This is a genomic window from Bacillus cereus group sp. N8 (assembly GCF_016483685.1).
Classification (GTDB): domain Bacteria; phylum Bacillota; class Bacilli; order Bacillales; family Bacillaceae_G; genus Bacillus_A; species Bacillus_A proteolyticus.
The window spans coordinates 47,126-65,139 of sequence record NZ_JAEHBK010000003.1 but is presented as its reverse complement, the minus strand read 5'-3'; the positions used below and the strand labels follow the sequence as shown (position 1 = coordinate 65,139).

Sequence of the window (18,014 nt, the reverse complement as noted above, 5' to 3'; positions counted from 1 at the left end):
AGGGGGACGATTACTATGACACAAAACATAAATCAATTAGCAGTGAATACACTTCGTACGTTATCAATTGATGCAATTAATGCGGCAAATTCAGGTCATCCAGGTCTTCCGATGGGAGCAGCACCGATGGCTTATGCATTATGGGCGAATCATTTAAATCATAATCCTAATCATCCAAAATGGTTTAACCGTGATCGATTCGTTTTATCGGCGGGACATGGATCGAGCCTACTATATAGCTTACTTCATTTAGCTGGATATGACGTTTCAATTGATGACTTGAAAAGCTTCAGAAAGTTAAATAGTAAAACACCAGGACATCCTGAGTTTGGGCACACTTCTGGAGTTGAAGCGACTACAGGACCGTTAGGACAAGGGATTGCAAATGCTGTCGGAATGGCAATGGCAGAAGCGCATTTAGCAGCGAAGTTTAATAAGGATGGTCACTCTATTATAGATCACAATACGTACGCTTTAGTTGGAGACGGTGATTTAATGGAGGGTGTCGCTTATGAAGCGATGTCAATGGCAGGGCATATGAAACTTGGCAAGTTAATTGTACTGTATGATTCAAATGAAATTTCACTTGATGGTGAATTAAACATTGCTTTCTCTGAAGATATTCAGAAAAGGGTAGAATCTGCACATTGGCAATATGTAAGAGTTGAGGATGGAAACGATGTCGATGCTATTACAAAGGCTATTCAATTAGCGAAAGACAATACGGACCAACCTACTCTTATAGAAATTAGAACGATTATAGGTTATGGAAGTCCAAAAGTTGCTGGAACGAACAAAGCACATGGTAACCCGCTGGGGGCAGAAGAAGCGACAGCGACAAAACAAGTGTATGGTTGGCATTATGAAGAAGACTTCTTTGTGCCTGAAGAAGTAACAGCTCATTTTAATGATTTGAAACAAAAAGGTATTGAAAAAGAGGACGAATGGAATGAGCAGTTCAACGTATATAGAGAATCAAACCCTGCACTAGCAGATGAATTAGAAAAAGCGATTACAGGTGAGGTTTTAATCGAAGCGAAAGACATTCTATCCTTTGATACTGAAAAAACGATTTCCACTCGTGTTGCAAGTGGGGAAGCTATTAATCATTATGTGAAATCGATTCCTTCTATTTTCGGTGGAAGTGCGGATCTTTCTCATTCTACGATGACAGATATAAAAGGTGAAGGTGTGTACGCGGTAGAATCGTATGCTGGCCGAAATATATACTTCGGTGTACGTGAACATGCAATGGGAGCGGCAGCGAATGGACTGGCTCTTCATGGAGGAGTAAAACCGTTCGTAAGTACATTCTTTGTATTTAACGATTATCTTCGTCCATCTATTCGACTTGCTGCATTGCAAAAGTTACCTGTTACGTACGTATTTACACATGATTCGATTGCTGTAGGAGAAGATGGTCCAACGCATGAACCAATTGAACAATTAGCAGCTCTTCGGGCAATTCCAGGTTTAACAGTTATCCGCCCGTCAGATGCAAATGAAACAGCGAGTGCGTGGGCTTATGCATTACAGCAAACGGATAGTCCAGTCGTTTTAGTACTTAGCCGTCAAAATTTACCGATATTTAATGAAACGAAAGCGAACATAGAGAATCTTTCTAAAGGAGCTTACGTATTAACGCAAACAAATGAAAATCCGGATGTGATTTTAATTGCGACAGGTTCTGAAGTTTCTTTAGCTGCTAGTGCGAAAGCAAAATTAGAAGAAGATCATGTTTCAGTCCGCATCGTTGCAATGCCAAGCTGGGAGTTATTCGATCGCCAATCGAAAGAATATAAAGAATCCGTTCTTCCGTCTTCTGTAACGAAACGAGTATCTCTTGAGATGGGTGTATCTCTTGGATGGGAGCGTTATGTAGGACAAGAAGGAAAAGTACTATCAATTGAAACATTTGGAGCTTCAGGAATTGGAGCTGAAGTCATGAATCTATTTGGATTTACGACAGAAAATGTTGTTCAAATTACAAAAAATGTATTGAATTCTTAAGCTATGACTGTGAATACCTTTCCGGACATATCAACTTATAAGTGCTGAAAATGATATGTCAAAAAGGTATTCAAGATTGTAGTGATATGAATTTTTAATAAAAGATGATTTGCGGAGGAATTATATTATGCGAGTAGGATTAATTGGTTTAGGTAAAATGGGATTAAATTTAGGGAAAAATTTAATGGATCATAAACATGAAGTAGCAGCATTCGATTTAAATACGAGTGCAGTGGAAGAAATGAAAGAGTATGGGGCTACAGGTGTATCTAGTTTAAATGAACTTGTTCAGTCATTACAATCACCAAGAATTCTTTGGGTTATGGTACCGCACGCTGTTGTTGATTCTGTTATTGATGAGGTTACACCATTGCTTTCAAAAGGAGATATTTTAATTGAAGCGGGTAATTCACATTATAAAGAGTCAATTCGCCGATATGAGCAACTAAAGAAAGATGGCATTCACTTTATGGATGCAGGAACTTCTGGCGGAATGGAAGGCGCTCGTAATGGTGCTTGTTACATGATTGGAGGAGATCAAGAAGCTTGGGACATCGTTGAACCTATCTTCCGTGATACTGCTGTAGAAAATGGATACTTATATGCTGGAAAAGCTGGTAGTGGTCACTTCTTAAAAATGGTTCATAACGGAATTGAATACGGTATGATGGCTGCTATTGGTGAAGGATTTGAAATTCTAGAGAAAAGTGAATTTGATTACGATTATGAAAAAGTATCAAGAGTATGGAACAACGGTTCAGTCATTCGCTCTTGGTTAATGGAATTAACAGAAAATGCATTTTCTAAAGATGCAAAACTTGATGAAATTAAGGGCGTTATGCATTCTTCTGGCGAAGGGAAATGGACAGTAGAAACAGCATTAGACCTTCAAACAGCAACTCCTGTTATCGCAATGTCTCTATTAATGCGCTATCGCTCATTAGACAATGATACATTTACAGGAAAAGTTGTAGCAGCTCTGCGTAATGAATTTGGCGGACATGCAGTAGAAAAGAAATAAAGTGAAACTTTAATCAGTGGGGCTTCATCCCACACCAATCGGCCTTTTACGGGATAAGCATATTAAACATGTAACTCATCAACGTTTAAAAACTGGAGGGAATTGATCATGAAATTTTTTATTGATACTGCAAATCTTGAGGACATAAAAAAAGCATATAAACTTGGAGTTTTAGCTGGTGTTACAACGAATCCTTCTTTAGTAGCAAAAGAGGGCGTTAAGTTTGAAGACCGTATCGCAGAAATTTGTCAGGCAGTACCTAAAGTTGAGTCTGTTTCGGCAGAAGTAACGCCAGATGCTGTTACAGCTGAAGAGATGATTGCTCAAGCAGAAGAATTAATTAAAATTAACGGTGGCGATAAAAACGTCACGATAAAACTTCCGATGACGCTAGCAGGATTAGAAGCTTGTCGCTATCTTACTGAAAAAGGTGTGAAAACGAACGTTACCCTTATTTTCACTGTAAACCAAGCTCTTTTAGCTGCTCGAGCAGGTGCAACGTACGTTTCTCCATTTTTAGGACGCTTAGATGATATTTCTGAAGATGGTGTACTATTAGTTGCGAAAATTGCTGAATTATTCGATGTTCATCAATTAGATACACAAATTATTGCGGCTTCTGTCAGACACCCAGATCATGTAACTCGTGTAGCGATGGCAGGTGCTCACATTGCAACAATTCCTTATAAAGTAATTGAACAACTTGCTATGCACCCATTAACAGACCAAGGTATTGAGAAGTTTGCTGCGGATTGGGCGAAAGCTCCTAAATTATAATGAAGTGAAGTTTTCGCTAGTTGCTTTTTCAAGAGAGGGCCACGCTCTATGTAATTTCATCCTGTAAACTTAATCTTGAGTTTGGCATCTTATTACGTGAAAACGGCAATATAATAAAGAAACGATTCATTTTCAAAATAGCACAATAGATATGAAAAGGACCCCCTTATGAGAGTAAAGTTAGTTAGCATATAATTCTCATAAGGGAGAGTCTTTTTTTCTTATAAAACATGGTGTTCTCAAGTATATATTTAATCGAGAAAGATTTTGGAGAGTGTTCTTTTGTTATAGGAATATTTTGAAAGGGGTTACATGGTGGGTTCGAAATATATAATTGGTGTAGATATTGGGACAACTAGTACAAAATCAGTTTTATTTTCAATTGATGGATCTGTTATCGCAAGCCATGGGATTGAATACCCTTTATATTCTCCCGCGCCAGAAATAGCAGAACAAGATCCAGAAGAGATTTTTCAAGCAGTGATACATACGATTAAAGAAACTTTGCAATCAAGTAAAGTACAGCCAATCGATATTCTTTGTGTTTCTTTTAGCTCGGCAATGCATAGCGTCATTGCTGTAGACGAAGAGGGGAATCCATTAACGAAATGTATTACTTGGGCGGATAATAGAAGCGCAAGCTGGGCAGAGAAAATAAAGAATGATATGAATGGTCATGAAATTTATCTTCGTACGGGAACGCCAATTCATCCTATGTCACCACTTTCGAAATTAGTTTGGCTACAGAATGAGCAGGCGGAATTGTTCGCAAAAAGTTATAAATTTATTTCTATTAAAGAGTATGTTTTTTATAAGTTATATAAGGAGTATGTAATTGATTATTCTATAGCATCAGCAACAGGAATGTTCAATTTGAAATCTTTAAATTGGGATGAGGAAGCTCTTCGTGTTGCAGGAATTTCAAATGAAAAGCTTTCTAAAATTGTTCCAACGACGCACAGTTTAATAGGATTAGATGAAGAACTTGCAAATGAGATGAATTTACTTGTTTCTACTCCTTTTATAGTAGGAGCGAGTGACGGAGTACTATCCAATTTAGGTGTAAATGCAATAGATCCTGGCGTTGTGGCTGTTACAATTGGTACAAGCGGTGCGATACGTGCTGTAACAAATGGTCCTGTAACAGATCCAAAAGGTAGAATTTTTTGTTATGCCTTAACTGAAGACCATTGGGTAATCGGTGGACCAGTTAATAACGGTGGTATGATTTTCAGGTGGGCTCGTAATCAATTAGGCACTTCAGAGATTGAGCTTGCGAAGCGTTTAGGAAAAGATCCATATGAAGTGCTTACTGAAATAGCAGCAAAAGTTAATCCGGGATCTGACGGTTTATTATTTCATCCTTATTTAGCGGGGGAAAGAGCTCCTTTATGGAATGCAAATGCGCGAGGATCTTTCTTTGGACTTGGATTGCATCATAAGAAAGAACATCTTATCCGTGCTGTTTTAGAAGGGGTAATTTATAATTTATATACAGTTCTTCTCGCTTTAAAAGAACTAATTGGCGAACCGAAAAAAATTCAAGCGACAGGCGGTTTTGCAAGGTCGGAACTTTGGAGACAGATGATGGCGGATATTTTTCATCAAGACGTATATGTTCCTGAAAGTTTCGAAAGCTCTTGCTTAGGGGCTGCAATCCTCGGTTTATATAGTATAGGTGAAGTAGATACGTTGCATATAGTTTCTGAAATGGTAGGTGCGAGTTTCCACCATGAACCCAACATGGAAAGTGTGGAAAAATATAAAGATTTAACACCAATCTATATTCGTCTGTCCCGTCAATTGGAAGAAGAATATGAAAGTATAGCAGCGTACCAAAAAAAGTGGGTTTAAAGCCTATTTAACAGGAAAATATGGTAACGTATAAAGAGGTACTCCAATTTTTTTAGGGTACTCATTCAACATAAAATATTTTAAGAAGTATGATGAATGAAAAATATAGGGAGAGAGGGTTATGAAAATGAAGGATAACAAAGAGTTTATTGGATATGTTGGAACTTACACGAAAGAAAATAGCGAAGGAATATACAAGTTTACTTTAGATATGGAAGCAAAGAAAATTAGTAATGTAACACTTGCGGCCAAGCTGGATAACCCTACATATGTAACGATTAACCGAAATAATGAATATCTCTATTCCGTTGTTAAGGAAGGCGAATCTGGCGGTGTAGCTGCTTATTCTATTGATAGTCATACTGGAGAACTAAAAGCGAACAATAGACAAGTAGTAGAAGGTGCTTCTCCTTGTCATATTAGTGTTGATAGTGGAAACCATACAGTAGTTACAGCGAATTACCATAAAGGAACGATTGAGTCTTTTGAAGTAACTGAAGAAAATGGAACTGTAAATCCTGCCTCATCTATTATGGCGCATGAAGGTTCAGGTCCAAATAAAGAAAGACAAGAAAAACCACATGCACATTACGCAGGATATACTCCTGATGAAAAATATGTGGTCGGTGTTGATTTAGGAATTGATAAGTTAATTACGTATGAAATAAAAGATAGTACATTAATAGAAGTAAATAGCTTGTCTGTGAAACCAGGAAGTGGTCCAAGACATATTACTTTTCATCCAAATGGAAAGTACGCCTATGTGATGACGGAGCTGAGTTCAGAGGTCATTGTGTTAGCGTATCATTCGGAAGAAGGATCCTTTACAGAATTACAGTATATTTCTACCGTTCCCGAAGAAGTTGATGGAAATAGTCAAGGTAGTGCTATTCATATTTCTTCTGACGGCAATTTTGTATATGCAGGTAATCGTGGTCATAATAGTATCGCTGTTTTCAGTGTGGATCAAAACTCAGGTCAGCTTACATTTGTTGAACATACATCTACAGAAGGAAATTGGCCGAGGGACTTTGTATTAGATCCGACTGAAAAATTTCTTGTTGCTACAAATGAAAAGTCACATAATCTTGTGCTATTTTCAAGAAATGAATCTACAGGAAAGTTAACACTCTTACAATCTGATGTTGTTGTGCCAGAGCCTGTTTGTGTTAAGTTTTTAAATGTGTAGCTCATGTTCGACATAATTTCATCTATCCAAAAAAATAGAGTATAGAAAAAGCAAAGCGATATCGCTTTGCTTTTTACTGTTTCTTTTTCGGTCTACGTACTAACTCGCCGCCGCAGTTTGGACAAACGTTTTGTCTTTCTTCTGTACATGGTGCACAAAATGTACATTCATACATGCAAATGTATGCTTCAGAATCTTGCCCCAGTGATTGATCGCAAATTTGACAGTTTGTTTTCATTGCTAGTGCCATAGTAATTCTCCTTTTAATTTGAAAATTTATAATTTAATTATAATTCATTAGGTAGAAACTGTCTTTTTCAATTGAAAGGAAATTGAATGATAAAGTTATGAATTGAAACGAAAGATGTTGGTTTATTTTAAAATTGATTATTTATTACAGTTGGAATATTATGAAATAGTCAAAAGACAACAGGGGGTATAGATTTTGACTAATCATAACGATCATTTAAAAGCAAACTGCGAAAAATGCTTCGGTCTATGTTGCGTTGCATTACCGTTCGCAGCATCGGTAGATTTTGCAGTGAATAAAGATGGTGGTAAACCATGTTCCAATTTACAATCAGATTATAAATGTAGTATACATAAAAATCTTAGAGGAAATGGCTATAAAGGCTGTACAGTATTTGAATGTTTCGGTGCTGGGCAAAAGATTTCTCAAGTTACATTTAACGGGGTTGATTGGCGGAAAGATGCTAAGCATGCGAGACAAATGTACGATGCTTTTCCGGTTATGCATCAACTTCATGAAATGCTTTGGTATTTAAATGAGGCTATTCTTTTAAAGGCGACACAATCGATTCATAAAGAATTAAGTAAAGCGATTGAAGAGACTGAGCGTCTATCAAATTTAAGTTCAGATGAGTTAATGAAAATAAATGTTCCATTACACAGAGCGGAAGTGAACATTCTCCTTTTAGAAACGAGTGAATTAGTATGGAAGGAAATGAATGCTGCGCGTAAGAAACGAATCATTCACCGCGGCGCAGACCTTATGGGAGCAAATCTGAAAAAGAAAAATTTACAAGGGGCGAATTTAAGAGGAGCATATTTAATTGCGGCTAACTTAAATGGTGCGGATTTAAGAGGAGCAGATCTCATCGGAGCAGACTTGCGAGATGCAGATATTCGCGGGGCCGATTTTACAAATAGTATTTTTCTGACGCAAGTTCAAGTTAATGCGGCGAGAGGGGACAAACATACGAAATTACCGAAATTATTGTCCCGTCCATCGCATTGGAGTGCGTAAAGAGTATGGAGTGAGTTAGTTTGGATATATTTCGATATTTAGGAGAGATGCAAGAGGATGTTTTTTCGTTAGCAGTAGAACAAATAGAAGCGAAGTATTATGATATTTGTTGCATGTTAGCATCAAGTGCGCATGCCGAGCGAATTAAATCGATTCCTTTAGATTCATATGAAAAGAGTATGAGGATAGGTTTGAGAGAAACATTAGAAGTTGCTGAAAGTGAAGAAGCAAAGGCAATTTACTTTGAGTATGATCTTGATAATGAATGGGATAGTCAGTTTTATATTTGTGAGGAATACGCTCCACTTGAAGAAGAGGATGATGATTGGGCTTCTGAATGGACGTATGATATTGAGGGACCAAGGTCTGTAGAATTAGCGGATCTGTATGCTGAAAATGGCTTTGATACAAGTGCAAAAGCTGTTGGTATAACTTTGTATTTAATTGCTAAAACGCTGTGTAGTTTTATAAGTGTATGTAGTGAAGTGCAAAGTAATATACCGATTTGTATTGGTTTTCACGACCAAGATCCAATTATGCGAACAGGCAGAGACTAAGTCTCTGCCTGTTTTTTATACTACGTTCTCTTTTCAAAAGTAGTAATTAGAACACTACATATAATAAGGATACCACCAATGAAAAAGTTACTGCTTAACGTCTCATTTAATAAAATCCAGCCGAGTAGCGAACCAACGATCGGTTGGAAGAAGAAAAATAAGGAACCGATGCTAGCATCCATTAATTCTAGTCCTTTATTCCAAAGGAAAAATGCACCTGCCGTTGAGACGATTCCTAAATAAAGTACGCCTAATACTACATACATGTTCATATGTTCAATTGGGTTTGATTGGAATTCCCATATCATAAAAGGTGTAATGAAAAAGAGTGAAAAGAATATTGCATACGTTGTAATAACTAAAGATGAAAATTGTGCTGAAACAATCTTCACATAAATGGATAGTAAAGCCCATGTGATAGCGGCTCCAACTAAAATAATTGTACCGATAAAATAGGATCCAATTTCAATATCCCATCCGATTACGATAATGACACCGATTGTCGCTATTATAGTTGATAAAAGTCTACGAGTAGTTAGTTTCTCTTTTAAAATGAGCGTTGCAAATATAACCATAAATGCAGGTGTAGCTGATGTCACTAAGGAACCTGTATGAGCATCGGATAATTTCGTTCCGATAAATTGACATGTGATTGAAATGAAATACCCGATGAATCCAATCCAAGCAAATAATAGCCAATCTTTTTTGTGCATGGTTACTTTTTTCTTTTGCTTTTTTTCAGTTATTTTCAAAATCACATATAAAACAACAAAAGCGATAATAAAACGTAGCCAAACGAGTGTAAGTGGCGGGATAAAGTCGAGTACGTATTTACTAACAACGTACATACCGCCCCATATACTTGCTGCTAGAGATAAACATATAGCTCCTAAAATTGTTTGTTTCATTTGAATTACCTCCGTCTATTTTTAGGGTTATGATTTATTCCCTAAGACGAGGCATAGTGCACTTGTTATATGAATGCCCGTCTTAGATTATAGACGGACTACAGGTTGATCGTTTTCGAATGAAGTGTTGTAGTACATGAGCGTAGTCTCCTTTCTTTTTTTATAATGACATTATAACTTAATTTTCCGATTATTACAGAGTGTTATGTAAAATATTGTTATTAAGTTGTATGCCAGTGATTATCCGGATCCAATTCGTATAGAGAAGGGAGATCTTGTTTCTGTTAGTGAAAAGCATAAGGGACCAAAAAAATGGATAACTGGGTGTGTTGTTCGGAGGAGAAATATAATAGGAAAGGTTGTGTACCAGAGCAAATAATAAGCAAGTGTGCAGATGAAAGTGGAGTTATTATAAAGCGATATACTGCAAAAGAATTACAATTGAGTAGTGGAGAAATACTAATTGGGTTAGCAGAACTGAATGGATGGATTTGGTTTGAAACGGTAAATGGCGAAGCGGGATGGGTACCGAAAGAAAATTTGCAGCAATAATAGGACACATATTTTTGAATAGTATAAGATGAGACGTGAAATTGTGTATAAATTGTGAATAACAAACCGTCACGTTTGACTGTACAGTTTATGTATTGTATGATTATAGTAATATAAACAAGGGGGGAAGATCGTTGGGAAGGTGTATCGAATCGGACAGTTGGCTCTCATGGCTCACGTGTCGAAACGAACGATTGATTATTATACGAATCTAGGTATCTTAAAAGCGGAGCGATCTCAATCTAATTATCGCTATTACGACGAAACAGCATTTGAGACATTACAATTTATTGAGAAGTGCAAAGAAATGCATATGCCGCTTTGTGAGATTAAAGAGAAAATCGAGGAGAAGAAAAAGCTGCTCGGTATCAATGAACACGTTTCGAAACATGTGAATGAAGTGACAGACCATATTCATAGATTAGAAGCAGAGTTAACGGAGTTAAAGCCTCTTTTAGATGAATTGACTGATTCACAACGTGAAAAAATATCGAAATCTTTATCAGGTCAAACGACAGCTTTAATACAGACACTTGCTCTATTATTATAGAATAAGTGAAATCCGACCTCTTTAATTTTTGTATCGGGCTATGTTTTCTAACGAACAAATAAGAAAACATTATAGTATACAGGAGGTGGACACCTTAGTTTTTTTAACTAAGGGGATTCATTGGAAATATTTAATTTAGTCATGGTTGCGATTTTAATCGCATTTACTGGATTTTTCGTAGCAGCAGAGTTTGCGATTGTAAAAATACGTTCAAGTCGCATTGATCAGCTTGTTGCGGAAGGGAAACGCGGCGCATTAGCAGCGAAAAAAGTAACAACAAATTTAGACGAATATTTATCTGCTTGTCAATTAGGTATTACAGTTACAGCGATGGGACTTGGTTGGTTAGGTGAACCGACGATAGAAAAATTATTACACCCGTTATTTGAGAAATGGAATTTAAATCCGTCTATCTCATCAGTATTAACATTTGGTCTTGCATTTATGACGATGACGTATTTGCACGTTGTAGTCGGGGAATTAGCTCCAAAAACGATGGCAATTCAAAAAGCTGAAAAAGTGACATTGTTATTAGCAGGTCCGTTAATGATATTCTATAAAGCTATGTATCCGTTTATTTGGGTATTGAATGGTTCTGCTCGTGTTGTAACTGGTTTATTCGGTTTGAAGCCAGCTTCTGAACATGAAGTAGCTCATACAGAAGAAGAGTTACGTCTTATTCTTTCAGAGAGCTACGAAAGTGGAGAAATTAATCAAGCTGAATACAAGTATGTAAATAATATCTTTGAATTTGATAATCGCATTGCGAAAGAAATCATGGTACCGCGTACGGAAATTGTTGGTTTCTATCTTGAAGATTCAGTAGAAGAACACATGAAAGTAATCCAAAATGAACGATACACACGTTATCCGATTTTTGGAGAAGATAAAGATGATATTATCGGTATGGTCAATGTAAAAGATTTCTTTATTCGATATATGAACAACGATAAAGAAGATTTATCATCGATTCGCACGTATATGCGTCCGATTATTGAAGTTATGGAAACTACTCCAATTCATGATTTATTACTGCAAATGCAGAAGAAGCGAATTCCAATGGCTGTTTTATATGATGAGTACGGAGGAACAGCTGGAATTGTAACGCTTGAAGATATATTGGAGGAAATCGTCGGCGAAATTCGTGATGAATATGATGAAGATGAAGCACCACCAATTCAACATGTGAACGAATACCATAAAATTGTTGATGGAAAAGTGCTTATCTCAGAAGTGAAAGATTTGTTTGGATTACACATTGAAGAAGATGATGTGGATACAATCGGTGGATGGATTATGATGCAAAATCATGAAATTGAAGAAGGACAATACGTTGAAGCAGAAGGTTATGAATTTAAAGTGTTAGAAAAAGATGCTTATCAAATTAAACGTGTTGAAATTCAAAGAATGGAACAAGAACAAGAACAAGAACAAGAACAAGAGAAAGCAGCAACTGTGTAAGTTGCTGCTTTTCTTCTAGCGTATAATAAAATGTGAAATTAGGAGCGGATATTTTGATTCAAGTAGCCTTACGTGTATATCGATTACAATTGTATGCGATCTTTAGTGGTTTACTACTTATGTGGACGATTACTCCGTTTGGAAAACAAGTGACAGGGTTCGGTATTGGATTAGCTGTAAGTGCATACTGTCTTTGGTTATTAGCTCGTAGAGTGGAGAAACTAGGAAGAAGTATCGTACTGAAAGAAAAGGCTCCTGGATTAGGGGTTTTAAACCGATTTGCAGCTGCAATATTAGGGGCTATCATTATGTATGAAATTGAGCATGAAATGGAAATGTGGGCATTTGGTACTGGAATATTAGGTGGTCACTTTTTAATGATTGCGAATTTAGCCTATGCAAATATGCAGTTAGTAAAGGAAGAAGAGAAGCAAAGAGAACAAGCTTCGAAAAACATAGAGTTATAATGAGAGGAACCTAACTGGGTTCCTTTTTTGTGTTTGAGAATAAATTGCGCAATAGTTAATATACTATGAGCAATTTAATAATGACAATCGAATTAGCGACCAAATATAATACGCTCCTTTTTTAGGTTTTTCAATAGTGTAGAAAAAATTTCGAGAAAATTTAAAAACCCATCGATTTCTAAAGCTTAAGTGTGTTATCATGACAAAAGAATTTGTGAAAGAGGTGGATACCAATGTTACAAGCGCTACTTATTTTTGTGCTTCAAATTATTTACGTTCCCATTTTAACGATCCGTACGATTTTGCTTGTAAAGAATCAAACAAGATCCGCTGCTGCTGTTGGATTGTTAGAGGGAGCAATTTACATTGTCAGTTTAGGTATTGTGTTTCAAGATTTATCAAATTGGATGAACATTGTTGCCTATGTCATTGGCTTTAGTGCGGGACTATTATTAGGCGGTTATATAGAGAATAAATTGGCAATTGGTTATATTACGTATCAAGTTAGTTTACTAGACCGTTGTAATGAATTAGTAGATGAATTACGTCACTCTGGATTTGGTGTTACAGTATTTGAAGGTGAAGGTATTAATTCTATACGTTATCGGTTAGATATCGTTGCAAAGCGTTCTAGAGAAAAAGAACTGTTAGAAATTATTAATGAAATTGCACCGAAAGCATTTATGTCTTCTTATGAAATCCGTTCGTTTAAAGGTGGATACTTAACGAAAGCGATGAAGAAGAGAGCGTTAATGAAGAAGAAAGATCATCATGTATCGTAAAGAAAAGGGGAGAAGCTGAGAAGCTTCTCCCCTTTCTATTTTTCTATAGTATTATGCCGCATTGTAACTTTTAGAGTGTTTGTTTCTTTCTTTTTTAAAATATGAAGTGAAACAAAACCAATAATCCCGAATATACCGAAGGCAAACCATGGTGTATGCAGGCCCTTCATATTTGATGTAAACCATGTACCAGTATAATTACCAATGATAAAACCAAATGCGAGTGATAGTTGATAAAATCCGAAATAAGTAGCTGTATAGGATTCGTTACTGTAATTTGCAATAGCGATATCAGCGTTAGGTAATACGAGCGTTTCACCAATTGTAAAGAAAATTACACAAATAAATAACCAATATGGATGTTGGAATAAAGGGATGAGTAAAAAGGAAATCCCCATTAATAAAACACCGTATTTAATGATAGAAAGTGTGTTGTACTTATGAAAGAGTTTTCGGAATAACACCATGAATATGACGCCTGTTATTGCATTTATTGTAATAACTGATGCAGCGAGCTGGTTACTATGACTAATGTTTTTCATATGAAGTGGAAGTGCGACAGTAAGTTGAGTAAACATAATGTAGAAGAAAATCATAATAAATGAAAACAAAAGGAAAGATTTATTTTGTAAGATAGCTTGTATTCCTAGTGTAATAGACGTGTTTTCAGTAGAAACTTGGAAATGGTTTTTAAGTAAGTAAAAGATAAGAGCGAATATTAGCATAAGAGATCCTGTTAGTGCGAAAGCGTATATCGGATTTAGAGAGAGTAAGAAACCTCCTGCAATTGGTCCGATTATCGCACCGCAATTAAAACTAAGGTTTAAGTATGTAAATAAATTTTTCCTCATATGAGCTGGTTGTGAACCGAATATAGCACGAGCTGCAGGTTCGTAAAATGCAGTTCCAAAACCGATAAGTGCGGAAGAAATAGAAATTGTATAGAAATCAGAGCATATTCCTAAGGCTATAAATCCGATTCCTCTTAAAAATAATCCGGCTATCATCATAATGATATAGCCTATTTTGTCAGCGATTAATCCTGAGAATAAAGGGATAACGCGTGATGTGATTATAATAACCGTCAAAACTGTTCCTACTTGCATAGCTGAAAAGTGAAGGGAATTTAATAGATAAATAGCTAGAAATGCATATACCGCAAAATATCCAAAAGACATAAAAAATGAAGAAATAAGCATGAAACGTATCGGTATTGAGAAATTTTTCATAGAACTCCTCCTAGGTATGTAACCATTAAAATTAATTACTGGTTAACAATTTTATATTATAATTATACATAAAGTCAGAAAAAAGTAAATTTTAAGAAGAAGGTGGATGGAATTGAATCAAAATGCACCAAATGAATTAGAATATATTCGGGAATTTTTAAATACATGGAAAATACCAAATGATACGAGAGAGCCAATTGATTTGTTGCAAACAGAAGGTGATATAAAGCAATTTATGAAAAAACAATTTCATGAAGAGTTTCTTTTTCATACGATAGATGAATTGAAAAGTTTTCGAGAAGACATTCGACTAACAATTAAAGGGGAAGGATCGTTGCAAAAGTGGTTAGAGAAATATCCATTTCAAGTACATGTAAAGGAAGATATGAAAGGTATTACATATGAACCATTGCACGAAGAGAGTATGTATACAAAAGTATTAAGCATTGTTTTAATGGCGATTCAAGAAGATTTGTGGAGAAGGTTAAAAGCATGTCCAGATTGCCGTTGGGTCTTTTACGACCATTCTCGTAATGGAAGTAAAAGATGGTGCGGTATGTACGCTGGAGAGGAAGGAGGTAGAGCGTGCGGTACGATCGCGAAAGTGAAAAATTACCGGGCGAAGAGAAAAGGAAGAACGGGTTATAATGTGTAATTTATATTAGGGGAAGAAAATTGGATGGGGGAATGTAGAATATGAAAGGTACACAAATGTTAGCTTTAAATAAAAAGTGTTGGGATACAGTTGCACCATATTTCTTTCAAGTGGATTGTTTACCTAAATATGGTCCGTATACAGCGTCTGAAGATGAGATTCATTTGTTCGATTCAATCAGAAATAAGAAGGTTCTTGATATTGGATGTGGAAGTGGGCATTCATTGCAATATATGGCAGAACATGGGGCAGAGGAAGTATGGGGACTTGATCTTTCAAGTGAACAAATTAAAACAGCGAATGAAACGTTAAAGTGTTGGAATCCAAAGTTAATATGCGGAGCAATGGAAGAAGAAGGAGATATTCCGAAAGGGTATTTTGATATTGTATATTCCATCTATGCATTAGGTTGGACTTCAGACTTAGGAAAAACGTTGGAACTGATTCATTCATATTTAAAGCCAGGAGGAAGTTTTATTTTTAGCTGGGAGCATCCAGTATATTCAAACTTACAGTATGGTACAGAAGAAGTTGCTTTAAAGTCTTCTTATCATGAGGAAACCCCTATTACCTTTGAAACATTTAAAGGAGAAAATGTACAAGCGACATTATATAAGAGAAAAATGAGTACATACATAAATGAGTTAAATAGAGCCGGATTTACAATTGAGAGAATAGAAGAACCTGAACCATCTAGCATATTTGATGGAGAAATAGCTGAGCCTTCTACGAAGTATTATTCTTTATATAAAGCTAGGATGGTGCCGACGACGTTCATTATTAAGGTAAGGAAGTAAATAATGCTGCATAAAGAAGGGGAAAAAATGAGTCATATTAATATGGTGAAAATTGGTGAAGTGCAAAACTCTATAGATGAAAAAGTGTACAGTAATTGGGGAAGTGTTATTTCTAACATTAATATATATCCAGAGTATATTGGAGGATTAACTGGCCTTGAGGATTACTCTCATGCAATTGTTATTTTTTATATGAATGATTTCCAGGAAGAAAATAACGAGTCGTGGGCTAGAAAGCCAAGGGGACTAAGTGATTTAGATGAAAAGGGATGTTTTGCGCAACGGACAAAGTATCGTCCAAACCCCATTGGAATTACTACTGTCAAAATATTGTCCATTGAAAATAATGTTATGACTGTGCAAGGATTAGACGCTAATGATCAAACGGCTATTTTAGATATAAAACCATATATTGCTGCTTTTGATGCAAGGGAAAATGTTAGTGTTCCAGATTGGATGAATAAATTGATGCAAGATTATTTTTAATGCTAATACAAAAAGATTTGCAGTTCATAATTGCAAATCTTTTTGTGTTAAATATTGTATGCATGGTTTATTTATCTCTTCGGTTGAAAAATATGCTGAAAGAAGTATTTGTGATGTAAGTTATCTATAACTTTATTTGCTTGATATGTGCGGTGTTGTTCTAGTCGAAGTCTTTGCTCCATCATTTTTATTGCGTGATCTGATAAACGTAACATTATACATTTCTCCTTTTCTATAAATATAGGTTTCTAATTGATATCGTTCCCATATTTATAACTAAGGAGGCATACTGTGTAACATAGGCAAAAAGCACCTTCCTCTCCCATTACGCTTACGAGGTTAGCTGTCGGACTCGGGAAGTGAGAGTTTCCCTACTTAAAAAAGATTCGCCCCAAGTAGCATGGCTACAAAAATGGTTCCCCCGCTCCAAAATTTGGACTCAGCAAAAGGTTTTATAAAGTAAAAAATAACATAAAGAGATGAACAAGTCAAATTATTTTATGTTTTCTGTCTTTTTAATTGCGTAAGAATCATACCATCAGGAAGTATTGTATCTGATACTGTAATGAATCCGTGTTTTTTATATAATGTAATAGCAGGGGTATTCGCTTTACCTGTTTGTACAATGTACGTCATTGAAGAAGGGAACATGCTAAAAATATAAAGTAGCAGTTTCGTTGCGATTCCTTTTTTAAAAAAATCGGGCGATACAACGAGTCGGTGAATATCAATTAAATTTTCTTCTTGTATAAAAGAAATAAAGCCGACAAGTTTATTTGCAGAAAAATATCCGTAGAATGTTTCAACGCAACTTTGAATATCGTTTACAGTATCATATAAACGGGGTATTGCAGTATTGTTTAAATAGACTGCTTCAACTTTATAGGCTGGGATTTGAACTTGTAATATGGATGATGCTACTTCAAAAGAATTGGAATGTAATTTGTGAATCATAGATAAGGAACCTCCTTTAAATATGGTATATTAATATAATTCCTTTTTGGCTAAGTTTGACAATATTTTTCTTTTTTGCATATAATATATGTATCTCCATACATATATGATTCTAAGATATATTTCTATAGTAGAATATATTTAGTGTAAATGAATTTATAATCTTATATAAGAGTTTTGTTACTCTTATGTTTGATCATACAAACTATAATAGAAATGGAGGACTAAAGATGGGATGGATTATCACATTAATAGTTGGTGCTATTATAGGGGCAATTGCTAGTTCTATAACGGGTAAAAATTTTCCAGGTGGTATGTTTGGAAATATTATCGCAGGTTTATTAGGTGCTTCGTTAGGTGGTAGATTATTTGGATCTTTTGGGCCATCATTTGGTGGGATTCATGTCGTGCCAGCATTATTAGGAGCAATCGTTTTAATTCTTATTGTATCATTTGTAGTGAAAGCTGCAAGGAAATAAAGATATAGATTATAATGAG

The 18,014-nt window shown here is 35.7% G+C and carries 20 protein-coding genes, 1 pseudogene and 1 riboswitch; of the genes and pseudogenes, 16 read left to right on the top strand and 5 right to left on the bottom strand.

The window, feature by feature from the left end:
• The first annotated feature begins 15 nt into the window (after window positions 1-15).
• From tkt to JDS80_RS06640, 5 genes are all read left to right on the top strand, one after another.
• Window positions 16-2,010, top strand: coding sequence for a transketolase (gene tkt / locus JDS80_RS06660; protein ID WP_199637591.1), 1,995 nt, complete (start codon window positions 16-18; stop codon window positions 2,008-2,010).
• Window positions 2,011-2,137: 127 nt separating this feature from the next.
• Window positions 2,138-3,031, top strand: coding sequence for a phosphogluconate dehydrogenase (NAD(+)-dependent, decarboxylating) (gene gnd / locus JDS80_RS06655; protein WP_071747477.1), 894 nt, complete (start codon window positions 2,138-2,140; stop codon window positions 3,029-3,031).
• Between the two features lie 108 nt (window positions 3,032-3,139).
• Window positions 3,140-3,808, top strand: coding sequence for a fructose-6-phosphate aldolase (fsa, locus tag JDS80_RS06650; RefSeq protein WP_000667692.1), 669 nt, complete (start codon window positions 3,140-3,142; stop codon window positions 3,806-3,808).
• A 312-nt stretch (window positions 3,809-4,120) separates the two neighbouring features.
• Window positions 4,121-5,662, top strand: coding sequence for a gluconokinase (gene gntK, locus JDS80_RS06645; protein WP_199637589.1), 1,542 nt, complete (start codon window positions 4,121-4,123; stop codon window positions 5,660-5,662).
• Window positions 5,663-5,783: 121 nt separating this feature from the next.
• A complete protein-coding gene (locus JDS80_RS06640; RefSeq protein WP_430634470.1) occupies window positions 5,784-6,851 on the top strand; it encodes a lactonase family protein in 1,068 nt (355 codons plus the stop codon).
• Window positions 6,852-6,924: 73 nt separating this feature from the next.
• On the opposite strand, the gene JDS80_RS06635 is transcribed toward JDS80_RS06640, so the two are convergent.
• Window positions 6,925-7,101 carry a DUF1272 domain-containing protein gene (locus JDS80_RS06635; RefSeq protein ID WP_199637587.1) on the bottom strand — a complete coding sequence of 59 codons (177 nt, stop codon included), beginning with the start codon at window positions 7,099-7,101 and terminating at the stop codon, window positions 6,925-6,927.
• A gap of 195 nt (window positions 7,102-7,296) precedes the next feature.
• Between JDS80_RS06635 and JDS80_RS06630 the strand changes: the two genes are divergently transcribed.
• Both JDS80_RS06630 and JDS80_RS06625 read left to right on the top strand, forming a co-directional pair.
• A complete protein-coding gene (locus JDS80_RS06630; protein WP_199637585.1) occupies window positions 7,297-8,118 on the top strand; it encodes a pentapeptide repeat-containing protein in 822 nt (273 codons plus the stop codon).
• 20 nt (window positions 8,119-8,138) lie between these two features.
• Window positions 8,139-8,675 (top strand): hypothetical protein, encoded by a 537-nt coding sequence (locus JDS80_RS06625; protein WP_199637583.1) that lies wholly within the window; start codon window positions 8,139-8,141, stop codon window positions 8,673-8,675.
• A 20-nt stretch (window positions 8,676-8,695) separates the two neighbouring features.
• On the opposite strand, the gene JDS80_RS06620 is transcribed toward JDS80_RS06625, so the two are convergent.
• Complete coding sequence (locus tag JDS80_RS06620; RefSeq protein ID WP_199637581.1) at window positions 8,696-9,583, bottom strand: DMT family transporter; 888 nt, start codon at window positions 9,581-9,583, stop codon at window positions 8,696-8,698.
• Between the two features lie 214 nt (window positions 9,584-9,797).
• Here JDS80_RS06620 and JDS80_RS06615 point away from each other — a divergent pair.
• From JDS80_RS06615 to JDS80_RS06595, 5 genes and pseudogenes are all read left to right on the top strand, one after another.
• Window positions 9,798-10,135, top strand: a pseudogene (locus JDS80_RS06615) (SH3 domain-containing protein).
• 142 nt (window positions 10,136-10,277) lie between these two features.
• Window positions 10,278-10,685 (top strand): MerR family transcriptional regulator, encoded by a 408-nt coding sequence (locus JDS80_RS06610; protein ID WP_071747471.1) that lies wholly within the window; start codon window positions 10,278-10,280, stop codon window positions 10,683-10,685.
• A gap of 120 nt (window positions 10,686-10,805) precedes the next feature.
• Entirely contained in the window at window positions 10,806-12,146 is a 1,341-nt protein-coding gene (locus JDS80_RS06605) for a hemolysin family protein (protein WP_199637579.1), read from the top strand.
• A 53-nt stretch (window positions 12,147-12,199) separates the two neighbouring features.
• Complete coding sequence (locus JDS80_RS06600) at window positions 12,200-12,613, top strand: ATP synthase subunit I (RefSeq protein WP_071747469.1); 414 nt, start codon at window positions 12,200-12,202, stop codon at window positions 12,611-12,613.
• A 233-nt stretch (window positions 12,614-12,846) separates the two neighbouring features.
• Entirely contained in the window at window positions 12,847-13,395 is a 549-nt protein-coding gene (locus tag JDS80_RS06595; RefSeq protein WP_000938435.1) for a DUF2179 domain-containing protein, read from the top strand.
• Between the two features lie 35 nt (window positions 13,396-13,430).
• Here JDS80_RS06595 and JDS80_RS06590 read toward each other — a convergent pair whose 3' ends face one another.
• Window positions 13,431-14,624, bottom strand: a complete 1,194-nt coding sequence (locus JDS80_RS06590) for an MDR family MFS transporter (RefSeq protein ID WP_199637577.1) — start codon at window positions 14,622-14,624, stop codon at window positions 13,431-13,433.
• Window positions 14,625-14,736: 112 nt separating this feature from the next.
• On the opposite strand from JDS80_RS06590, the gene JDS80_RS06585 reads away from it, so the two are divergent.
• The 3 genes from JDS80_RS06585 to tsaA are packed head-to-tail and all read left to right on the top strand — an operon-like array spanning window position 14,737 to window position 16,562.
• Entirely contained in the window at window positions 14,737-15,279 is a 543-nt protein-coding gene (locus JDS80_RS06585; protein ID WP_199637575.1) for a CGNR zinc finger domain-containing protein, read from the top strand.
• Between the two features lie 41 nt (window positions 15,280-15,320).
• Window positions 15,321-16,076, top strand: coding sequence for a class I SAM-dependent methyltransferase (locus tag JDS80_RS06580; RefSeq protein ID WP_199637573.1), 756 nt, complete (start codon window positions 15,321-15,323; stop codon window positions 16,074-16,076).
• A 27-nt stretch (window positions 16,077-16,103) separates the two neighbouring features.
• Window positions 16,104-16,562: a tRNA (N6-threonylcarbamoyladenosine(37)-N6)-methyltransferase TrmO gene (gene tsaA / locus JDS80_RS06575; protein ID WP_199637571.1), complete on the top strand. Its 459-nt coding sequence runs from the start codon at window positions 16,104-16,106 to the stop codon at window positions 16,560-16,562.
• A 71-nt stretch (window positions 16,563-16,633) separates the two neighbouring features.
• On the opposite strand, the gene JDS80_RS06570 is transcribed toward tsaA, so the two are convergent.
• Window positions 16,634-16,777 carry a hypothetical protein gene (locus JDS80_RS06570; protein WP_002137343.1) on the bottom strand — a complete coding sequence of 48 codons (144 nt, stop codon included), beginning with the start codon at window positions 16,775-16,777 and terminating at the stop codon, window positions 16,634-16,636.
• Between the two features lie 97 nt (window positions 16,778-16,874).
• A riboswitch (cyclic di-AMP (ydaO/yuaA leader) is annotated at window positions 16,875-17,017 on the bottom strand.
• A gap of 43 nt (window positions 17,018-17,060) precedes the next feature.
• A complete protein-coding gene (locus JDS80_RS06565; RefSeq protein WP_199637569.1) occupies window positions 17,061-17,516 on the bottom strand; it encodes a GNAT family N-acetyltransferase in 456 nt (151 codons plus the stop codon).
• A 230-nt stretch (window positions 17,517-17,746) separates the two neighbouring features.
• On the opposite strand from JDS80_RS06565, the gene JDS80_RS06560 reads away from it, so the two are divergent.
• Window positions 17,747-17,995, top strand: coding sequence for a GlsB/YeaQ/YmgE family stress response membrane protein (locus JDS80_RS06560; RefSeq protein WP_000539733.1), 249 nt, complete (start codon window positions 17,747-17,749; stop codon window positions 17,993-17,995).
• Window positions 17,996-18,014 lie beyond the last annotated feature (19 nt).

Coding starts and splice junctions, on each gene's coding strand:
- tkt (WP_199637591.1), top strand. CDS start 16: ATGACACAAAACATAAATCAATTAGCAGTGAATACACTTCGTACGTTA.
- gnd (WP_071747477.1), top strand. CDS start 2,138: ATGCGAGTAGGATTAATTGGTTTAGGTAAAATGGGATTAAATTTAGGG.
- fsa (WP_000667692.1), top strand. CDS start 3,140: ATGAAATTTTTTATTGATACTGCAAATCTTGAGGACATAAAAAAAGCA.
- gntK (WP_199637589.1), top strand. CDS start 4,121: ATGGTGGGTTCGAAATATATAATTGGTGTAGATATTGGGACAACTAGT.
- JDS80_RS06640 (WP_430634470.1), top strand. CDS start 5,784: ATGAAAATGAAGGATAACAAAGAGTTTATTGGATATGTTGGAACTTAC.
- JDS80_RS06635 (WP_199637587.1), bottom strand. CDS start 7,101: ATGGCACTAGCAATGAAAACAAACTGTCAAATTTGCGATCAATCACTG.
- JDS80_RS06620 (WP_199637581.1), bottom strand. CDS start 9,583: ATGAAACAAACAATTTTAGGAGCTATATGTTTATCTCTAGCAGCAAGT.
- JDS80_RS06595 (WP_000938435.1), top strand. CDS start 12,847: ATGTTACAAGCGCTACTTATTTTTGTGCTTCAAATTATTTACGTTCCC.
- JDS80_RS06590 (WP_199637577.1), bottom strand. CDS start 14,624: ATGAAAAATTTCTCAATACCGATACGTTTCATGCTTATTTCTTCATTT.
- JDS80_RS06580 (WP_199637573.1), top strand. CDS start 15,321: ATGAAAGGTACACAAATGTTAGCTTTAAATAAAAAGTGTTGGGATACA.
- tsaA (WP_199637571.1), top strand. CDS start 16,104: ATGAGTCATATTAATATGGTGAAAATTGGTGAAGTGCAAAACTCTATA.
- JDS80_RS06570 (WP_002137343.1), bottom strand. CDS start 16,777: ATGTTACGTTTATCAGATCACGCAATAAAAATGATGGAGCAAAGACTT.
- JDS80_RS06565 (WP_199637569.1), bottom strand. CDS start 17,516: ATGATTCACAAATTACATTCCAATTCTTTTGAAGTAGCATCATCCATA.
- JDS80_RS06560 (WP_000539733.1), top strand. CDS start 17,747: ATGGGATGGATTATCACATTAATAGTTGGTGCTATTATAGGGGCAATT.